This is a genomic window from Sphingobium sp. SA2 (assembly GCF_032227065.1).
In the GTDB taxonomy this organism is placed as follows: domain Bacteria; phylum Pseudomonadota; class Alphaproteobacteria; order Sphingomonadales; family Sphingomonadaceae; genus Sphingobium.
Genome location: NZ_JAPMXX010000006.1, coordinates 900,001 through 918,095, shown reverse-complemented (window position 1 = coordinate 918,095; position 18,095 = coordinate 900,001). Strand labels below are relative to the sequence as shown.

General features: G+C 62.0%; 19 protein-coding genes, 1 tRNA gene and 2 rRNA genes (1 of these 22 running past the window's edge). 12 read left to right on the top strand and 10 right to left on the bottom strand.

What is annotated here, in order from left to right; genetic code table 11:
- Nucleotides 1–34: 34 nt before the first annotated feature.
- The 4 genes from OVY48_RS12075 to OVY48_RS12060 are packed head-to-tail and all read left to right on the top strand — an operon-like array spanning nt 35 to nt 2,860.
- A complete protein-coding gene (locus OVY48_RS12075; RefSeq protein WP_313923014.1) occupies nt 35–334 on the top strand; it encodes a nucleotidyltransferase domain-containing protein in 300 nt (99 codons plus the stop codon).
- Nucleotides 324–563, top strand: a complete 240-nt coding sequence (locus OVY48_RS12070) for a DUF86 domain-containing protein (RefSeq protein WP_313923013.1) — start codon at nt 324–326, stop codon at nt 561–563. Before OVY48_RS12075 ends, OVY48_RS12070 begins: the two co-directional genes overlap by 11 nt.
- Complete coding sequence (cobT, locus tag OVY48_RS12065; RefSeq protein ID WP_310226896.1) at nt 560–2,386, top strand: cobaltochelatase subunit CobT; 1,827 nt, start codon at nt 560–562, stop codon at nt 2,384–2,386. The genes OVY48_RS12070 and cobT overlap by 4 nt, the downstream gene beginning before the upstream one ends.
- 3 nt (nt 2,387–2,389) lie before the next feature.
- Nucleotides 2,390–2,860 (top strand): GreA/GreB family elongation factor, encoded by a 471-nt coding sequence (locus OVY48_RS12060; protein WP_313923012.1) that lies wholly within the window; start codon nt 2,390–2,392, stop codon nt 2,858–2,860.
- Nucleotides 2,861–2,911: 51 nt separating this feature from the next.
- Here the strand turns inward: OVY48_RS12060 and OVY48_RS12055 are convergent, their stop codons facing one another.
- From OVY48_RS12055 to OVY48_RS12045, 3 genes are all read right to left on the bottom strand, one after another.
- The gene (locus OVY48_RS12055; RefSeq protein WP_313923011.1) at nt 2,912–3,403 is read right to left on the bottom strand and encodes a DNA starvation/stationary phase protection protein; all 492 of its coding nucleotides are present in this window, start codon (nt 3,401–3,403) and stop codon (nt 2,912–2,914) included.
- A 99-nt stretch (nt 3,404–3,502) separates the two neighbouring features.
- Entirely contained in the window at nt 3,503–4,069 is a 567-nt protein-coding gene (locus OVY48_RS12050; protein WP_313923009.1) for a TMEM165/GDT1 family protein, read from the bottom strand.
- Nucleotides 4,070–4,082: 13 nt separating this feature from the next.
- Nucleotides 4,083–4,403 (bottom strand): hypothetical protein, encoded by a 321-nt coding sequence (locus OVY48_RS12045; RefSeq protein ID WP_069065578.1) that lies wholly within the window; start codon nt 4,401–4,403, stop codon nt 4,083–4,085.
- 212 nt (nt 4,404–4,615) lie between these two features.
- On the opposite strand from OVY48_RS12045, the gene rpmG reads away from it, so the two are divergent.
- Nucleotides 4,616–4,783 (top strand): 50S ribosomal protein L33, encoded by a 168-nt coding sequence (rpmG, locus tag OVY48_RS12040; protein WP_037472289.1) that lies wholly within the window; start codon nt 4,616–4,618, stop codon nt 4,781–4,783.
- A gap of 371 nt (nt 4,784–5,154) precedes the next feature.
- On the opposite strand, the gene OVY48_RS12035 is transcribed toward rpmG, so the two are convergent.
- Both OVY48_RS12035 and OVY48_RS12030 read right to left on the bottom strand, forming a co-directional pair.
- Nucleotides 5,155–6,999 carry a PhoX family phosphatase gene (locus OVY48_RS12035; RefSeq protein WP_313923008.1) on the bottom strand — a complete coding sequence of 615 codons (1,845 nt, stop codon included), beginning with the start codon at nt 6,997–6,999 and terminating at the stop codon, nt 5,155–5,157.
- Nucleotides 7,000–7,151: 152 nt separating this feature from the next.
- Nucleotides 7,152–7,514, bottom strand: a complete 363-nt coding sequence (locus OVY48_RS12030; RefSeq protein ID WP_313923007.1) for a response regulator — start codon at nt 7,512–7,514, stop codon at nt 7,152–7,154.
- Between the two features lie 75 nt (nt 7,515–7,589).
- Here OVY48_RS12030 and OVY48_RS12025 point away from each other — a divergent pair, with 75 nt between their 5' ends.
- The 5 genes from OVY48_RS12025 to OVY48_RS12005 are packed head-to-tail and all read left to right on the top strand — an operon-like array spanning nt 7,590 to nt 10,820.
- Complete coding sequence (locus tag OVY48_RS12025) at nt 7,590–7,877, top strand: DUF3572 domain-containing protein (RefSeq protein WP_313923006.1); 288 nt, start codon at nt 7,590–7,592, stop codon at nt 7,875–7,877.
- Nucleotides 7,874–8,530, top strand: coding sequence for an HAD family hydrolase (locus OVY48_RS12020; protein WP_313923005.1), 657 nt, complete (start codon nt 7,874–7,876; stop codon nt 8,528–8,530). Before OVY48_RS12025 ends, OVY48_RS12020 begins: the two co-directional genes overlap by 4 nt.
- Entirely contained in the window at nt 8,527–8,988 is a 462-nt protein-coding gene (locus OVY48_RS12015) for a RidA family protein (protein WP_096062232.1), read from the top strand. Before OVY48_RS12020 ends, OVY48_RS12015 begins: the two co-directional genes overlap by 4 nt.
- Nucleotides 8,972–9,697, top strand: a complete 726-nt coding sequence (locus OVY48_RS12010; RefSeq protein ID WP_313923004.1) for a glycerophosphodiester phosphodiesterase family protein — start codon at nt 8,972–8,974, stop codon at nt 9,695–9,697. The genes OVY48_RS12015 and OVY48_RS12010 overlap by 17 nt, the downstream gene beginning before the upstream one ends.
- Complete coding sequence (locus OVY48_RS12005) at nt 9,690–10,820, top strand: GNAT family N-acetyltransferase (protein WP_313923003.1); 1,131 nt, start codon at nt 9,690–9,692, stop codon at nt 10,818–10,820. The genes OVY48_RS12010 and OVY48_RS12005 overlap by 8 nt, the downstream gene beginning before the upstream one ends.
- 3 nt (nt 10,821–10,823) lie before the next feature.
- Here the strand turns inward: OVY48_RS12005 and OVY48_RS12000 are convergent, their stop codons facing one another.
- Nucleotides 10,824–11,120: an SEL1-like repeat protein gene (locus OVY48_RS12000; RefSeq protein ID WP_037477232.1), complete on the bottom strand. Its 297-nt coding sequence runs from the start codon at nt 11,118–11,120 to the stop codon at nt 10,824–10,826.
- Between the two features lie 225 nt (nt 11,121–11,345).
- Between OVY48_RS12000 and OVY48_RS11995 the strand changes: the two genes are divergently transcribed.
- Nucleotides 11,346–12,620: a multidrug effflux MFS transporter gene (locus OVY48_RS11995; protein ID WP_313923002.1), complete on the top strand. Its 1,275-nt coding sequence runs from the start codon at nt 11,346–11,348 to the stop codon at nt 12,618–12,620.
- A 75-nt stretch (nt 12,621–12,695) separates the two neighbouring features.
- Here OVY48_RS11995 and OVY48_RS11990 read toward each other — a convergent pair whose 3' ends face one another.
- Nucleotides 12,696–14,279 (bottom strand): amino acid permease, encoded by a 1,584-nt coding sequence (locus tag OVY48_RS11990; RefSeq protein ID WP_313923001.1) that lies wholly within the window; start codon nt 14,277–14,279, stop codon nt 12,696–12,698.
- A gap of 149 nt (nt 14,280–14,428) precedes the next feature.
- On the opposite strand from OVY48_RS11990, the gene pgeF reads away from it, so the two are divergent.
- On the top strand, nt 14,429–15,190 hold the full coding sequence (pgeF, locus tag OVY48_RS11985; RefSeq protein ID WP_313923000.1) for a peptidoglycan editing factor PgeF: 762 nt from the start codon (nt 14,429–14,431) through the stop codon (nt 15,188–15,190).
- A gap of 59 nt (nt 15,191–15,249) precedes the next feature.
- Here pgeF and OVY48_RS11980 read toward each other — a convergent pair.
- From OVY48_RS11980 to OVY48_RS11970, 3 genes are all read right to left on the bottom strand, one after another.
- Nucleotides 15,250–15,326 (bottom strand) — tRNA-Met (locus tag OVY48_RS11980).
- A 105-nt stretch (nt 15,327–15,431) separates the two neighbouring features.
- Nucleotides 15,432–15,546, bottom strand: a 5S ribosomal RNA gene (gene rrf / locus OVY48_RS11975).
- Between the two features lie 163 nt (nt 15,547–15,709).
- A 23S ribosomal RNA gene (locus tag OVY48_RS11970) occupies nt 15,710–18,095 on the bottom strand (it continues 410 nt past the right edge of the window).

The window sequence follows — 18,095 nt, the reverse complement described above, 5'->3', positions numbered from 1 at the left end:
GCTGGTTCCCGGTATGGCTTGAGGCTATATAAGAATGATGGACAGCAGCACCGCCATTGCCCGGTTGAAAGCCCATGAAGCCGAATTGCGCGCCATGGGCGTAGTGAGCCTGTCGCTGTTCGGATCGACGGCGCGGGGCGAGCAGCGGCCGGATTCGGACGTCGATATTGCCGCGCGACTGGTGGATGACGGGCGGATCGGCCTGTTCGAATTGGCCGGGATCAGCGAGCGGGTCCGCGAACTGCTGGGTGTGGCCGTCGATTTTGTGAGCGAGCCTGCGCGTAAGGCGCGGTTTCAGGCTGAGATCGACCGGGATCGCCTTCGTGTCTTCTAGGCGGGAGTCGCAAAGGCTGACCGACATCATCGAAGCGACTGTGAAGATCGGCGAGGCGCGGATGCAGGAGATTGCCCCCACCATTCCGGCGCGCGCCGTCCGTGGGCTGGGCAATATGCTTCGCCATGCCTATGACGACATCAATCCGACCTATATTTTCACGACGATCCGGCGAGACCTTCCGCCGCTTCGCGCAGCCTGCGTCGCGGCGCTCAAGGATCTGCCATGACCGAACGCTCCCCCATCGATGCTTTCAAGGATGTGCTGTCGGGCACGGCGCGGTCGATTGCGCGTGATGCCGAGGTGGAGGTGGGCTTTACCGCCGATGCGCCGCATGTGGCGGGCAAGGCGATCAAGGTGCCGACGCCGGGGCGGAATCTGCCCGCTGATCAGGTGGCGCTGGCACGGGGTTTTGCCGACGCCAATGCGCTGAAGCTGCGCTATCATAATGCGAAGATTCACGGGTCTTCAGCGCCGGGCGAGGCGGTGGCGCGCGCGGTGTTCGATGCGGTCGAGCAGGCACGGGTCGAGGCGATCGGGTCGCGGGCGATGGCGGGGGTGCGTGCCAACCTCAACCATGCGCTCGACATGCGGCTGAAATCCGATGCGATCCGCCGGGCGCGGTCGGCGGACGAGGTGCCCTTGTCCACCGCGCTGGCGCTCAAGGTGCGCGAACGGCTGACCGGACAGGCGATCCCCAAGGATGTCGCGGCGGGCGTGGCGATGGTCGATCAGTGGATCGAGGACAAGGCCGGGCATGACCTGGATGCGCTGGCGCTGGCGATCGATGATCAGCGCGCGTTCCAGAAGCTGACCACGGCGATGCTGGAACATCTGCAACTGATCGATGCCGATGTGCCGCCCGATCTGGACGAGCCCGAAGCGCAGGATGAGGGCGAGGATCAGGAGGATCAGTCCGAGGACGGCGATAGCGGGCAGGACGAGTCCGGCGACAGCGATGTGAATGCCGAGGCGCGCGCCGAGGATCAGGGCGGCGACACCGAAGAGGGTGAGACCGACTATAGCGACGAGTTCGAGGCCGACAGCGATGCGGGCGCGGACGATATGGGCGAGGAAGGCATGATGCCGGTCCGCCCCAATCGGCCCATGTCCGACCTGCCGCCGGGGTTCGATTACAAGGCCTATACGCTCAAGCATGACGAGATCGTCACGCCCGACGAATTGTGCGACGAGGATGAACTGGTGCGGTTGCGCGGCTTCCTCGACCAGCAATTGGTCAGTTTGCAGGGGGCGGTGACGAAGCTCGCCAACCGGCTGCAACGGCGGTTGATGGCGCAGCAGTCGCGGTCATGGGATTTCGATCAGGACGAGGGGATGCTGGACGCGGCGCGGCTGGCGCGGGTCATCATCGATCCTACGCGGTCGCTGACCTACAAGATCGAGCGCGATACCGAGTTTCGCGATACGGTGGTGACGCTGCTGATCGACAATTCAGGTTCGATGCGCGGGCGGCCGATCAGCATCGCGGCGATCAGCGCCGACATCATGGCGCGCACGCTGGAGCGGTGCGGGGTCAAGACCGAGATATTGGGCTTTACCACGCGGGCGTGGAAGGGCGGGCAGGCGCGCGAGGAATGGCTGGCGGCCGGGCGTCCGCCGATGCCGGGGCGGCTCAACGATCTGCGCCATATCGTCTACAAGAAGGCGGATGATCCGTGGCGGCGGGCGCGCAAGAATCTGGGCCTGATGATGCGCGAAGGGTTGCTCAAGGAAAATATCGACGGCGAGGCGCTGTTGTGGGCGCATAGCCGGTTGATCGCGCGCCAGGAGGAACGGCGCATCCTGATGGTGATTTCGGATGGCGCGCCGGTCGATGATTCGACCCTGTCGGTCAATAGCGGCACCTATCTGGAGCGGCATTTGCGCCAGGTGATCGACTGGATCGAGAACCGCTCGCCGGTGCAGCTGGTCGCGATCGGCATCGGCCATGATGTGACGCGCTATTATAAGCGGGCGGTGACGATCATGGACGCCGAGCAATTGGGCGGGACCATGGTGGAGCAACTCGCCGGGTTGTTCGATGAGGATTGAGGCGTGAGCGTCGCCTTTCGCCGTGAGGGCGATGATGAGCATATGGAGCCCAAGTTCGAGCTGCCGCTGCCGCCCGGCCCCAATTGGGTGACGGCGCGGGGGCTGCGGCTGACGCAGGAGATGGCGGCGACGCTGGAGGCGGTCGATACCGGCACCATGGAGGAAGAGGCCGCCAAGAAGCATAAGCGGCTGTTGCGCTATTGGCGGACAAGGCGGGCGACGGCGCAATTGCAGCCGGTGGCTGATGGCGAAGCGGTGGGCTTTGGGTGCCGTGTGACCTATCGGCTGAATGGGCGGGACAAGAGTGTCATGATCGTGGGCGATGACGAGGCTGATCCTGCCGAGGGGCGGATCAGTTTCTCCTCGCCGCTGGCGCGCGCGATGATGGACGCGGGCGTTGGCGAGACGGTCGATTTTGCCGGCAAGGCGGATGCGGTCGAGATCGTCGCGATCGCGCCGATTACCGAAGAATAAGGGCGAAACGCGCAGGGGACATGCCCCGTGCGCGCTTCGATATGCCTGCTATTACGCGCCGCGGCCTGCTTCGAACAGGAACCAGGCGCGCTGTTCGGCTTGGTCGGTCCAGTCATCGACAACGCCTTCGGTGGCATTGTCACCTGCCTCCGCCGCCGCTGCCTTCACGACGCGGAAGGCTTCGACCAGCGCCAGATTGTCGTCGCGCAATTCCTTGAGCATGTCGGCCGGGCTGACGAAATCGGTGTCATTGTCCTTGAGGCTCTGATGCCGGGAAATGTCGCCGATCGAGCGCAGGGTGACATTGCCGGTCTTGCGCACGCGCTCGGCGATCAGGTCGGTCGTGGCCAGGATTTCGGCGGCCTGCTCGTCGAACATCAGATGATAGTCGCGGAAATGCGGGCCGGAGACGTGCCAGTGGAAATTCTTGGTCTTGAGGTAGAGCGCATAGCTGTCCGCGAGCGCACCGTTCAGCGCCTGCGCGACGGACTTGGTCTCGTTGCTCTTAAGGTCGGTCGGGGTCTTGAGATCGGGGGCTGTCATGGATGTGCTCCTGTTTCGCGAAATGGTTTCGAACATATAATGATCGGCGCTCCAGAAGGTGCCACCAAAAAACGCGATCAGCCTTATGAAAGAAAGCGATCAGAGAAGGCCGAGCGCCGTAATCGCCATGATGCCGCCGGTCAGCAGCAGGATCGCCGCCCCCGCGCCGCGAATGAGGCGCACGGGGATGGACGCCAGCAGGCCGTCGCGTAGCAGCACAACGGGCACCAGCGCCGCGATGACGCCGATCGCGCCGCCGATGGCGGCCAGCGCCGGGTCGCCCGTGCGGGTGGCGATGCCCAGGATGAGAAATTGCGGACCATCGCCGAACCCTAGAATGAAAAGGCCAAGCGCGGTCGTCAGGAACGCGCCGGTCGGCCAGCCGGTGAGCGTGTCGGGCATCTTGACCCGCCAGAGCAGCCCGGCGCCCAGGAACAGGACCGACAGCGCGAGGAAGAGCAGCCGGGCATCCGCGCCCAGCATCGGGCCGATCCAGGCCCCGGCAAAGGCGGAGATCAGCGCATTGGCGGTCGCGGCGACGATGATTCCGGCGATGACTGCGCCATTGCGGTCATAGCGCGTCGCGAGCGCGAGAATGAGCAACTGGCTCTTGTCGCCGATTTCGCCGAGCAGGCAGCCGAGAAGGGCGAGCAGCAGGGCGTCCATCAGCGGCGCGCGGTCAGGCGCGTAGCGCGATAGGCGGCGTGGCGCGGGCGACGGGCGGCATCATGGTGGCGACCGGCCTCTCCGTCGCGATCGCGTCGCGCATCAGGTCGAGATAGGACAGCACCACCGGGCCGAGGCCATGGAGTGAGAGGGCCGACTCGAGCGTGCCCGCCAGCCCTTCGACTGCATCGAGGTGAAAGGCGCGAGCGATATGCCGGATCTGGTCGACTTCGTCATGCAGGCGCACCACGGACACATGGCCGCGTTCGCCCGCAATCCCGTCGACCCGGCGCATCAGGTCCGCCAATATGGCCAGCATCGGATCATGTCGCATGGGAAGCCTTCCCTCTTCTTGCCCCGATGGCGATCATGCGCTTATGGGGTTAAGGCCGCGTAAACCGGCATGACGGCGGCCGATGATCATGGCCCAGCCTTGACATCAACCCGAATCTGCCCCAAGGGCGGGCGCTGAAACGGGGCAGCCCTCCTCGACACGCTTGGGGGGACGCTTTTTCTTTTACATGATTCGACCAGGGATTTTGGGCCATGGCCAAGCCAGCAACTGTCAAGATTCGCCTCGTCAGCACGGCTGACACCGGCTTCTTCTACGTCACCAAGAAGAACCCGCGCACCAAGACCGAGAAGTTCAGCTTCAAGAAATATGACCCCGTCGTGCGTAAGCATGTCGAGTTCAAGGAAGCCAAGATCAAGTAAGCCGTCGCGGGCTTTTCGTCCGCACGCCTGATCGGTTTTCGACACAGCAAAAGGCCCGTCCCTTAGGGGAACGGGCCTTTTGCTGTTTGGTTTGGTGAGCGAGTGGAGAAGGCGTAATCGATAGGCCCCCAGTCTAAAGCCCCTACCCTCGACGGGCAGCGGCTATCGCATATGGCACCCAACCTATCCAAAGTCGTCACCCTGAACTTGTTTAGCTGCGCTGGCCTGCGGCTCAGGGTCCATTTCTCCTCACGAGCCGCCGCTTTTGGGGCACGATGGATGCTGAAACAAGTTCAGCATGACGAAGAAAAGTGAGATCCGTTTCATATACGATAGCCCCTCCCCCCGAAGGGGAAGGGGCTTGTCCGATCTTAGTTGCCGACGGGCTTAGCGTCGGTGCGGCGCACGACGATGGTCGAGGAGCGTGGCTGCTGCCCGGCCACCGGCCAATTGCCGGTCGGATGCTGGATGTTCACGAAGAAGGTCTTGAGGTCCGGCGTGTAGGCGAGGCCGGTGATTTCGCAACCGGTTGGCCCCACCAGGAAGCGGGTCGACTTCTTCGTGGTCTGATCGACATAATACATCGCGTTGTTGCCGAAGACCGATGTCGTCGAACTGCTGGTGCTGGCGTCGGTCTGTACCCACAAGCGACCCTGGGGGTCGATGCGCAGGCCGTCGGGGCTGGAGAAGGGATCGCCGTTGATGTCGCCCTTCAGATTGGCCTCGGCCAGGGTCGGGCTGCCCGCCAGCAGGAAGATTTCCCAGGTGAACTTCATGGCGAGCGGCGAATTGCCCTCTTCCTTGAACTTGACGATATGGCCGTGGCGATTGGTCGCGCGCGGATTGGCGGCATCGGTGGTGACACGGCGGCTATTGTTGGTCAGCGTGACGAAGACGGCGCTGTTGTCGGGGGCAACGGTGATCCATTCGGGACGATCCATGACCGTACCGCCCGCAACGCGCGCCGCCGACTGGCAGTTGACCAGCACCTGCGCCTGATTGGCGAAATTGACGGTGGATGGGGCCGGGGGAGTAGCAAACTGGCTGACGTCGCCAGGGTCAGACGCGCCGACGACCAGGCCGTTCTGGCCCCAGGTCAGCGCGCGCCATTCACCCGAACCGTCGGCGTTGAAGCGCGCGACATAGAGCGTGCCATTGTCCAGCAGGTCGACATTGTTGGCCCGGTTGGCCGTGGAAAAGGCGCGGTCGGGGATGAATTTATAGATGCAGCCCGGCGTCGAATCGTCGCCCATGTAGATGGCGACGCGGCTGTCGCTATTGGCCATATAGGCCGTGTTTTCATGGCTGAAACGACCAAGCGCGGTGCGCTTCGTTGGGGCGGCCAGTTCCTGATAGGGATCGATTTCGACGATCCAGCCATAGTCATTTTCGGGCTGGGTCGGATCAAGATAATTGTCGGTGGTTTCTTCGCAGGTCAGGTAGGTGGCCCAGGGGGTGCGGCCCGACGCGCAGTTGTTTAACATGCCCTTGACCTGACCCGACAGCAGACCAGACGCAGGACCGCTCACGCGGTAAAGGTCATTGCCGGTGTAGCGCTTGTTGAAGCGCGAGCCTGCCTTGACCGACCATTTGCCGTCGCTGCCCTTGGCGATTTCAACGACCGAAATACCGACGGCCGACAGAGCGAGCGCCTTCTGGTCAGCGGTTGCGGTCGCGGCATCATAGCTGCCGCCCATCAGGATGTTGAAGTCGGGATATTCGTGGTTCAGCGCCAGCAGGCCGCCTGCGTTAGCATCGGTGCCGGACAGTTCGAAATATTCCATGCCGTCATGGTTGCCGCCAGCCCATTTCTCGGCATCGGCAGGCGTGGGGAAATTGCCCGAATAGGGGGTGCCGGTTTCGACCGAATCGCCAGCCTTCAGCAGCACGTCGACGGTGTAGCCCGTGGGCACCGTGACGGTGTCATTCTGATTGGCGGCAACACCCGCGAAGGTGATGGCGTAGCTGTCGGTCGGGGTGGGCGTTGGGGTCGGGGTGGGCGTCGGGGTTGGCGTCGCCGAATCATTGTCGTCATCGCCGCAGGCCGCCAGCGTGCCCAGCATCGGCAGGATCGACAGGCCCATCAGGCCGTTCTTGAGGATCGTGCGGCGGGCCGGATTGGCGGCGACGATCGCCTCCAGGCTGTTGTCGCCCATGGCGATGGTCGGCTGCGCGTCGCGGAAAGGCGCGCGCGCTTCGTCAGTCAGATGAGACATTAGGAATTTACCCCTGTGCTGTGACAGGCTGTCGGCCGGCGGCCGCGCCCTTGACCCAGGGAATTGGCAGAGAAGGATGACGTGTCGGGGGCGTGACGAAGTAGCGGTGATGAAATTTGTGTGACAAAACAGCGACGTGTCGGACCCGTTTGTTACAATAGCGCGCTGACCTGCGCGATGAAACGCAGCACCGAGATCGGCTTGGACACATAGGCCTGCGCGCCCGCCGCGCGAATCCGGTCCTCGTCGCCCTTTCCGGCATAGGCGGTCACCGCCATGATCGGCACAGCGGCGAGGCGCGCGTCGGCTTTCAGGGAAATGATCAGATCCAGACCGCTGACATGCGGCAAATGAATGTCGGTGATGACGAGGTCGGGGAGGAAGGCCTGCGCCTGTGCCAGGACGTTGCGCCCGTCGCGCAGCGGCAGCACGTCATAGTCATGCGCCCGCAGCAGATCGCAAAAAAGTTTGAGATTGAGTTCGTTGTCCTCGACAACGAGCACGCGCTTTGCCACCAGTCACCCACGATTTTTACCGATCACCCCACGGCAAGCGCGCTAACGGCACCACTTCCCCGCAGAGAAACACCCATGCGACCCGACCAACCGAATGGCAAGCAGGATAGCGTTAACGACGCGATGACGCTGGCGCTGATGGCGCTGGGCTGGACGCTGGCAGAGGAATCGCGAGCAGACCGGTTGCTGGCGCTGACCGGGATCGACGTGGAAACCTTGCGCGCGGGCGTGGGCGATCCGGCGATCATGGGCGCCATCCTCGCCTTTCTGGCCAATCATGAGCCGGACCTGATCGCCTGTGCCCAGGCGATCGACACCACACCCGCCGCGCTGATCGCGGCGCAGGAGATTTTGAGCCGATGACCCGCCCCCTGATAATCACCGATTGCGACGAGGTGCTGTTGCACATGGTCGTGCCGCTGCGCGCCTGGCTGGATGAGACCCATGCGGTCGATTTCGACATGCGCGAACGTGGCTTTGCAGAGGCGCTGCGCCACAAGGATAGCGGTGTCGTGCTGGAGCGCGAGCATGTCTGGCAATTGCTGATCGCCTTTTTCGATACGGAGATGCATCGGCAATCGCCGATCGCGGGCGCGGTCGAGGCATTGGGGCGACTGGCGCAAGTCGCCGACATCGAGGTGTTGACCAATATCGGCGAACGCCATCACCGCCAGCGGGTCGAACAGCTCGCCGCCTATGGCCTGGACATGCCGGTCCACTGGAATAACGGGCCGAAAGGTCGCCCGCTCGCCCGCATCGTGGCGGCGCGTGCGCCCAGCGTCGCGCTGTTCATCGACGACCTGGCCGAACATCATGAATCGGTCGCGCGCCATGCGCCCGACGTGTGGCGGCTGCACTTTGTCGGCGAGCCGGATATCGCCGCCGACGTGCCCGACGCCCCCCATGCCCATGCCCGGATCGACAATTGGGTCGCGGCCGAAGCCTGGATCATGGACCGGCTGGCCCAGGGTCCGGCCCCCCTTCCCCTTATCCCCACTGATGGAGCCCTATCATGAGCATCGACGCCCGCCTTGCCGAACTCGGCATCACCCTGCCCCAGGCCGCCACCCCGGTCGCCGCCTATGTGTCGAGCGTGGAAGCGGGCGGCATGTTGCATATTTCCGGGCAGATTTCGCTGGCACCCGACGGCCTGATGACCGGACGGCTGGGCGAGGATCGCGACCTCGACTATGGTGTCGCCGCGGCGCGTATCTGTGGCCTCAACCTGATCGCCCAGATGAAGGCAGCGCTCGGCAGCCTCGACCGGGTCGAGCGGGTCGTGAAGCTCGGTGCCTTCATCAGCAGCGCGCCGTCCTTCACGGATCAGCCCAAGGTCGCCAATGGCGCGTCCGAACTGATGGTCGATGTGTTCGGCGACGCGGGCAAGCATGCACGCAGCGCCGTGGGCGTGCCGGTGCTGCCGCTCGGCGCAGTCGTGGAAATCGACGCGATCGTCCTTGTCCGGGCGGCCTGATCGGCTGTCCTGGCTGACCGCCCGCCCCTTTGCCCATCGCGGGCTGCACGGGGCGGGCATCAGCGAAAATGGCATGGCGGCGTTTGACGCCGCCATCGCCGCCGGGTGCGGCATCGAATGCGATGTCCGGGCGAGCCGGGATGGCGTCGCCTTTGTCTTTCATGATGCGATGCTGGCGCGGATGACCGGCGTGGCGGGATGTCTGGGCGCGCGGGATGCGGCCGATCTGGATGCTATGGCCTTGCCCGATAGCGGTGGCATCCCCCGATTAGCGGCGTTGCTGAAGCGGTGCGGCAGTGGCGTGCCGCTGTTGGTCGAGATCAAGGTGCAGGGGCGTACCGTTGCGCCGCTCTGCGCGGCTGTTGCGCGCGATATAGCCGCATGGACCGACGCCCCCTTGGCGATCATGTCCTTCAATCCCCTGGTGCTGCGCTGGTTCAGACAATATTTGCCGCAGGTGGTGCGCGGATTGGTCGTGACTGAGCAGGGCAACGGAATGATACGGGGCAAGATCGCTCGCGCCCTTGCACTTTGGTTGGGGAAACCCGACTTTCTCGCCTGTGATATTCGTGACCTCCCCTCCCCCTTTGCCAGCCACGCCCGCGCCAAAGGGCGGCCCGTGCTGACCTGGACGGTGCGCAGCGACGATGAGCAGGCGCGCGCGGCGCGGCATGCCGACCAGATCATCTTCGAGACGCCCCGTGACTGAGTGGGTGGCGCGCATCGCCGCGGGCGTCGCCGAATTGCCGCGCGACCAATGGGATGCCTGCGCCGGATCGGCCAACCCCTTCGTCAGTTGGGATTTCCTGACCGCGCTGGAACGATCGGGCAGCGTGGGGGAAGGGACCGGGTGGCAGCCCCTGCCACTGGTGATCGATGGACCGGATGGGCGGATCGCCGCCGCCGTGCCAGCCTATGGCAAAAGCCATAGCCAGGGCGAATATGTGTTCGACCATGGCTGGGCCGATGCCTGGGAGCGGGCCGGTGGACGCTATTATCCCAAGATCCAGATCGCCGCGCCTTTCTCGCCCGTGCCCGGCCCCCGGTTGCTGCTGCGCGACGAGGCCTTTGCCCCGGCGTTGATCGCGGGGATCAAGACGCTGGTGGAACGCAACAGTCTGTCGTCGGCGCATGCGACCTTTGTGGAGGCCGATCAGCTGCCGCTGTTCGAAGCGGCGGGGTGGTTGATTCGCGAAGACAGCCAGTTTCATTGGACCAATCGCGGCTATGGTGATTTCGGCGATTTCCTGGCCGACCTGTCGAGCGAGAAGCGCAAGAATATCCGCAAGGAGCGGGCGCGGGCGGTCGCGGGGCTGGAGATCGTCCATCTGACCGGCGGTGCGCTCACCGAAGCCCATTGGGACATATTCTGGGATTTCTATCAGGATACCGGCGCGCGCAAATGGGGGACGCCCTATCTCACGCGATCCTTCTTCTCGCTGCTGAGCGAAACGATGGCCGACAAGGTGCTGCTGGTGCTGGCGTTGCGCGAGGGGCGGGCGATTGCGGGCGCGCTCAACCTGATCGGCGGCGATGCGCTCTATGGCCGCTATTGGGGGTGCAGCGAGGATGTGCCCAACCTGCATTTCGAGCTTTGCTATTATCAGGCGATCGACATCGCCATCGCGCGCGGCCTGAAGCGCGTCGAGGCAGGTGCGCAGGGCGGGCACAAGCTGGCGCGGGGCTATGCGCCGGAACCCACTTGGTCGGCCCATCATATCCCCAATGCCGGTTTCCGCCGCGCGGTCGCGGATTTTCTGGCCGCAGAGCGGGCGGGCGTGCAGCAGGATCGCCAATGGCTGGCAGAGCGGACGCCGTTCAGGAAGGGATAGCGGTCAGGCGACGCCGATCTGCGTCGTCACCATCCAGGCGCGGGCCTGACGCTGCGCTTCGGCAATCTGGCGCGCGGTCATTTCTTCGGCGATTTCGGCGCGCATCGATTGGCCTTCCTCGCTGCCGCGCAGGGCGGCCAGGTTGAACCATTTATGGGCTTCGACAAGGTCGACCGGCATGCCGCCAGTGCCGCAGCTATAGGCGACACCCAGATCGAAACAGGCTTCTGCCGATCCGCTCGTCGCGTGCGACAGGCGGCTTTCCATCAGAAACTGCGCGCTCTTGCTACTATTGCCCATAATGTTCTTCCCCTTGCCCAGCTAATTCAATGGATCGACCCTGCGGTTTTTCATTGCGGGCAGGTTGGACCAGCATCCGATAAAAAATGGTTAATGCCTACGGCGTGATTTCCTGCGAATGGCCCAAGGAACCGGGCGTAGTAGGGTTAATGCGGCCGGAGGCGAGCGTCAGGAAGAGACAGATAAGGGGTGGCGTCGTTTGGCCTTCATCCCCATAGCCATGCCATGGCCCAATCGTCCCCCCAGCCCGCAACGCCGGGCGAAAAGCAGATCGGTTTCCGCGAGTTCGTGCTGCTGTGCGCGTGCCTGATGGCGATGAACGCGCTGTCGACCGACCCGATGCTGCCCGCTTTGCCCGCGATCAGTCTCGATCTGGCGATCCCGCAGCCCAACGACCGGCAATTGATCATCAGCCTCTATTTTCTGGGGTTGGGCCTTGGCTCCCTGCTGTTCGGCGTCCTGTCCGACCGATTCGGGCGCAAAAGCGTGTTGGGATGGTCGATGGCGCTGTTCATCATGGCATCGATCGCGTGCGCGGTGGCACCGAGTTTCACCATGCTGCTCATCGGCCGCACCTGCGCTGGCTTTTTTGCAGGCGCCAGTCGAGTCGTCACCGTCGGCATCGTGCGCGACCGGTTCAAGGGCGACGCCATGGCGCGGGTCATGTCGTTGATCTTTGCGGTGTTCATGCTGATCCCGGTGATGGCGCCGAGTTTCGGTCAGGCGATCTTGTGGATTGCGCCATGGCGCTGGATCTTCTGGGCACTGGCGATCCAGGCGAGCCTGATCCTGTTGTGGATGCTGATCCGCATGCCTGAAACGCTGCACCCCGATAACCGGATGCGGATCACGCCGCGCACGCTATGGACCACGGTCGGCACCGTGATGCGGACGCGCAGTTCGATCGGCTATATGCTGGCCAGCGGCGTGGTGATGGGTGGGCTGATCGGCTTCATCCTGTCGGTGCAGCAGATTTTCTTCGACATTTTCGATGCGCAGGGCTTTTTCCCTATCGGTTTCGCGCTGATTGCCGGATCAATGGGGGTTGGTAGCCTGATCAACAGCCGCCTGGTGTCGCGGTTCGGTGCCCGGCGGCTGAGCCAAGGCGCGCTGATCATCTTCATCCTGATCGCCCTCGTGCATAGCGGCGTGATCTGGGCGGGGCGTGAAACCTTGGTCACCTTCATGGTGCTGCAGGCGATGACGATGATGACGGTCGCCTTCACCGCGTCCAATTTCAGCGCCATTTCGATGGAGCCCTTCTCCAGGGGCGCGGGCATCGCTTCCTCCTTTCAGGCATTCCTCACGACGGCCTTGTCGAGCGCGCTGGGCACGATCGTCGGCCAGGCGTTCAATGGTACCACCTTGCCGCTGACGCTGGGCCTGCTGGTGTTCGGCAGCCTGTCCTTCCTGATCGTCGTCTGGGCCGAGCGCGGCAAGATGTTCACGCGGCCCAATATGAGCAGCCTGCGCGACATCGAGTTCAAGGCGCTGCATTGAATCTTTGAAGCCAACAGCACATGGACGGACAGGCATAAAAAAAGGGGCGGTTTCCCGCCCCTTTTCGTTGGTCGATCAGGCGTCCTGCCCACCCGGCGTATGCGCGCCGGGTAGCGGCGGCACGGGTTGGGGCGGGATGCCCGCATCATGCTCCGGCACATCCCCATCATTACCGCGTCCGACATGACTGCGGCTGCGGCTATAGGCGAAATAGACGATGAGGCCGAGGGTGGCCCAGCCAACGAACATCAGCTTGGTTTCGACGCCCAGGCTCCAGAACAGATACATGCAGCCTGCGATTGCTACCGGCGCCGTGAACAGGATCGCCGGGGTGCGGAACGGGCGGGCACGATTGGGGTCGGTCCGGCGCAGCATCATCACCGCGATCGACACGGCGGCGAAGGCGAAGAGTGTGCCGGAGTTGGAGATGTCCGCCAATATGCCGACCGGGAAGAAGGCCGCGAACAGCGCCACGAAGACACCGGTCATGATCGTGATGACATAGGGCGTCTTGTAGGTCGGGTGAACCTTCGAGAACATTCCAGGCAAGAGGCCGTCACGGCTCATGACGAAGAAGATGCGGGTCTGGCCGAACATCATCATCAGGATGACGGACGGCAAAGCGAGGCCGGCGGCCAGGCCGAGCAGGTTGCCGATTTGCGGCCAACCGATTTCACGCAAGGTCCAGGCGAGCGCTTCCTTCGAGCAGGTGACCGCTTCCGTGCCAGCGGCGGCCAGGGCGGCGCATTGCTGCGACAGGGCGGTCGATCCGGGCGCAAGGGCGATGCCGCCCTGGGCGATCGGAATGCCTGCTTCGGTGACGGGCTGCGCGCCCACCGTGCCGATGACGCCAGCGGCGACCAACATGTAGAAGATGGTGCAGATGGCGAGCGAGCCGATCAGGCCGATCGGCATGTTGCGCTGCGGGTTCTTGGTTTCTTCTGCGGCGGTAGAGACGGCGTCGAAACCGACATAGGCGAAGAAGATCGACGCGGCCGCCGCCGATATGCCGGAGAAGCCAAGCGGGGCGAATGGGGTGAATTTTTCCATGTTCATGACCGGCAGAGCCAGGACGATGAACAGGGTCAGTGCGGCGACCTTGATCAGCACCAGAACGGCATTGACCGACGCGCTTTCCTTGGTGCCGATGACCAGCAGCCAGGTGACGAGGCCAGCGATCAGCATGGCAGGCAGGTTGACCATGCCGCCATCAAAGGGCCCGCGCGTCAGGAGATCGGGGATATCCATCGCGAATGTATGTTCGATCAGGCCGACGACATAGCCGGACCAGCCCACCGATACTGCGCCTGCCGCAACGGCATATTCGAGGATCAAGGCCCAACCAACCATCCAGGCGATCAACTCGCCCATGACAGCATAGCTATAGGTGTAGGCGGAACCGGAGACCGGCACCATGGCGGCCATTTCGGCATAGCAGAGCGCTGCCACGGCGCAGACGAAACCAGCGATGACGAAGCTGAGCATCATGCCCGGTCCCGCCTTTTGCGCGGCTTCGGCCGTCAGCACGAAAATGCCGGTGCCGATCACGGCGCCGATGCCCAACATCGTCAGCTGGAATGCACCCAGCGACCGATGCAGCGATTTCTTCTCGGCCGTCGCCAATATGGCGTCGAGAGATTTTACCCGCCCGAATATCATCAATGAAACCCTTTTATCGATATCTTGCCTGGGCGGTCGGTGGCCCCGTCCCCCTATGCTCTGATAGGGGAGACTATCGCCTAAATCGTCCCGCGCAAGTATGTTGCGTGGCGATGACATGAATGTCGGCAGTGAATAAGGGGAACAGCGTGGTTGAATTGATCCGGGCGCGGAGTTTGGCAGACATGCCGCACGGCTTCGCTGGTCGGCGCGGCGGCTGTTCGACCGGGCTCTATGCCGGCGCGAATGTCGGGCTTGGGTCCGAGGATGATCCTGCCCTGGTGCGGCGCAATCGCGATCTCGTGCGCGACGCCGTTCTGCCGGGATCGACGCTGATGACGGTGCATCAGGTTCATTCGGCGGACGTAGTGACGGTTGACGCGGGGGTAGCAGATGACGCTCGGCCTGCAGCCGATGCGCTTGTGACCGACAGGCCTGGGCTGTTGCTGGGCATATTGACCGCGGATTGCGTGCCAGTGCTGTTTGCCGATCCTGACGCGGGAGTCGTGGGGGCCGCGCATGCCGGATGGAAGGGCGCCATTGGCGGCGTAACCGACCGGACGATTGCGGCGATGGAGGCGTTGGGCGCGGGCAGGGGCGCGATCGTTGCGGCGATCGGGCCGTGCATTGGCCGTGCGTCCTATGAAGTGACCGATGCCTTTGCGCTGCGGTTCGAGGCGGAGGACGGGGCGAACGAGCGTTTCTTTTCGGAAGGGCGTGCGGGGCATCTCCAGTTCGACATTGCGGCCTATGTTGCGGCGCGCGTGGCGGCGGCAGGCGTTGGTCGGGTCGAACTGCTCGATGAGGATACGTACAGCCAGGCTGATCGTTTTTTCAGCTATCGGCGGTCGTGCCATCTCGGTGAGGGGGATTACGGCCGTCAGCTATCGGTGATTGGTTTGGGGTTGTGAGGTGGTTTGGACGACAAAAAGCCCGCCTTTGAGGGGCGGGCGTATTGTGTGCGTTGGTGTGGTTGCGGGAGTAGGATTTGAACCTACGACCTTCAGGTTATGAGCCTGACGAGCTACCGGGCTGCTCCATCCCGCGACACTGGTTGCCCCATGGTTTTGGGGTAACGCAAAAAAGGCGGCTTTGGGGCCGCCTTTTTTGACAATGTGAATGGGTTTTTGCTGATTTTGCGCGAGCTTCAATGCCTGGCGACGCCCTACTCTTCCAGTGCTTGAGCAATAGTACCATCGGCGCAGACTGGTTTCACGGCCGAGTTCGGGATGGGATCGGGTGGGTCACAGACGCTATGGTCACCAAGCAATGAAGCTGGCGCAAAATCAGGGTTTATAATCGATACCGTGCACGGTGTTTTGCGTGTGTCGTGATTTCTGGCTGGCTTAAGAACCACGCCATCTCATTCAAGCTACCTGTTGCCAGTGCTGTCATTGATGGTGGGACTCTGCGATTCACGAATGAACCGTTTAAGCGCGAACAGAGCAATTAGGACTGGTTAGCTTCATGGATTACTCCACTTCCACATCCAGCCTATCAACGTCGTGGTCTACGACGGCTCGATGAAATCTTATCTCGAGGGAGGCTTCCCGCTTAGATGCTTTCAGCGGTTATCCCGTCCATACATAGCTACCCAGCTGCGCTCCTGGCGGAACGACTGGTACACCAGAGGTATGTTCAACCCGGTCCTCTCGTACTAGGGTCAACTCCTCTCAAATTTCGACGCCCACGGCAGATAGGGACCAAACTGTCTCGCGACGTTCTGAACCCAGCTCACGTACCACTTTAATTGGCGAACAGCCAAACCCTTGGGACCTGCTCCAGCCCCAGGATGTGATGAGCCGACATCGAGGTGCCAAACGATTCCGTCGATATGAGCTCTTGGGAATCATCAGCCTGTTATCCCCGGCGTACCTTTTATCCGTTGAGCGATGGCCCTTCCACGAGGGACCACCGGATCACTATGACCGACTTTCGTCTCTGCTCGACTTGTCAGTCTCGCAGTCAGGCGGGCTTATGCCATTGCACTCTAACAGACGGTTTCCAACCGTCCTGAGCCCACCATCGCGCGCCTCCGTTACTCTTTAGGAGGCGACCGCCCCAGTCAAACTACCCACCACAGAGGGTCCCTGTACCGGATAACGGTACGAGGTTAGACATCAGAAAACAGCAGGGTGGTATTTCACCTATGGCTCCACATCAACTGGCGTCGATGCTTCAAAGCCTCCCACCTATGCTACACAGCTCTTTCCTAATGCCACTCTGAAGTTGCAGTAAAGGTGCACGGGGTCTTTCCGTCTAACCGCGGGTACTCCGCATCTTCACGGAGAATTCAATTTCGCTGAGCATATCCTGGAGACAGTGGGGAAGTCGTTACGCCATTCGTGCAGGTCGGAACTTACCCGACAAGGAATTTCGCTACCTTAGGACCGTTATAGTTACGGCCGCCGTTTACCTGGGCTTCAATTCAGTGCTTGCACACCTCCTCTTAACCTTCAGGCACCGGGCAGGCGTCAGGCCCTATACGTCGTCTTGAAGCCGACTTAGCAGAGCCCTGTGTTTTTGCTAAACAGTCGCTACCCCCTGGCCTGTGCCCCCCATAAGAGCTTGCGCTTATATGGGGCCTCCTTCTTCCGAAGGTACGGAGGCAATTTGCCGAGTTCCTTCAGGATACTTCTCTCAAACGCCTTGGTATACTCTACCATTCCACCTGTGTCGGTTTAGGGTACGGTCTATACGGAGGGGCTATTTCCTGGGACGATTTCACAGCCTGGAGCAATCCAATAAGCCCAGACCATTTACACCATCCGTCACACACCTCCAGGCCCACGAATATTAACGTGGTTCCCATCGACTACCCCCTTCGGGCTCGTCTTAGGGGCCGGCTTACCCTGCTCAGATTAGCTTTAAGCAGGAACCCTTGGAATTTCGGCGACAGTGCATCTCACACTGTTAATCGCTACTCATGTCTGCATTCGCACTTCCGATACCTCCACGACCCATTACCAGATCGCTTCAACGGCCTACGGAACGCTCCGCTACCGCGTGATCGTAAACGATCACACCCTAAGCTTCGGTGCATCACTTTAGCCCCGTTACATCTTCGCCGCAGGATCTCTTATTTAGACCAGTGAGCTGTTACGCTTTCTTTAAAGGATGGCTGCTTCTAAGCCAACCTCCTGGTTGTTTTGGAAATCCCACATGCTTTCCCACTTAGTGATGACTTGGGGACCTTAGCTGTAGGTTAGGGCTGTTTCCCTTTTGACGACGGACCTTAGCACCCGCCGTCTGTCTGCCGGACTAGACTCGTTGGTATTCGGAGTTTGGTTAGTGTTGGTAGATCTCGCGACCCCCGCAACCATCCAGTGCTCTACCCCCAACGGCAATCATCCGACGCTCTACCTCAATAGATTTCGCGGAGAACCAGCTATTTCCCGGCTTGATTGGCCTTTCACCCCTAAGCACAACTCATCCGACAATTTTTCAACATTGAACGGTTCGGTCCTCCAGTGCGTGTTACCGCACCTTCAACCTGGTCATGCATAGATCGCCGGGTTTCGGGTCTAATGCATCAAACTGAAGTCGCCCTATTCAGACTCGCTTTCGCTGCGCCTACACCTAACGGCTTAAGCTTGCTTGATACACTAAGTCACAGACCCATTATGCAAGAGGTACGCGGTCAGGTCTCAAGGACCCTCCCACTGCTTGTAGGCATCCGGTTTCAGGTACTGTTTCACTCCCCTCATCGGGGTGCTTTTCACCTTTCCCTCACGGTACTGGTTCACTATCGGTCATGTACGAGTATTTAGGCTTGGAGGGTGGTCCCCCCATGTTCAGACAGAGTTTCACGTGCTC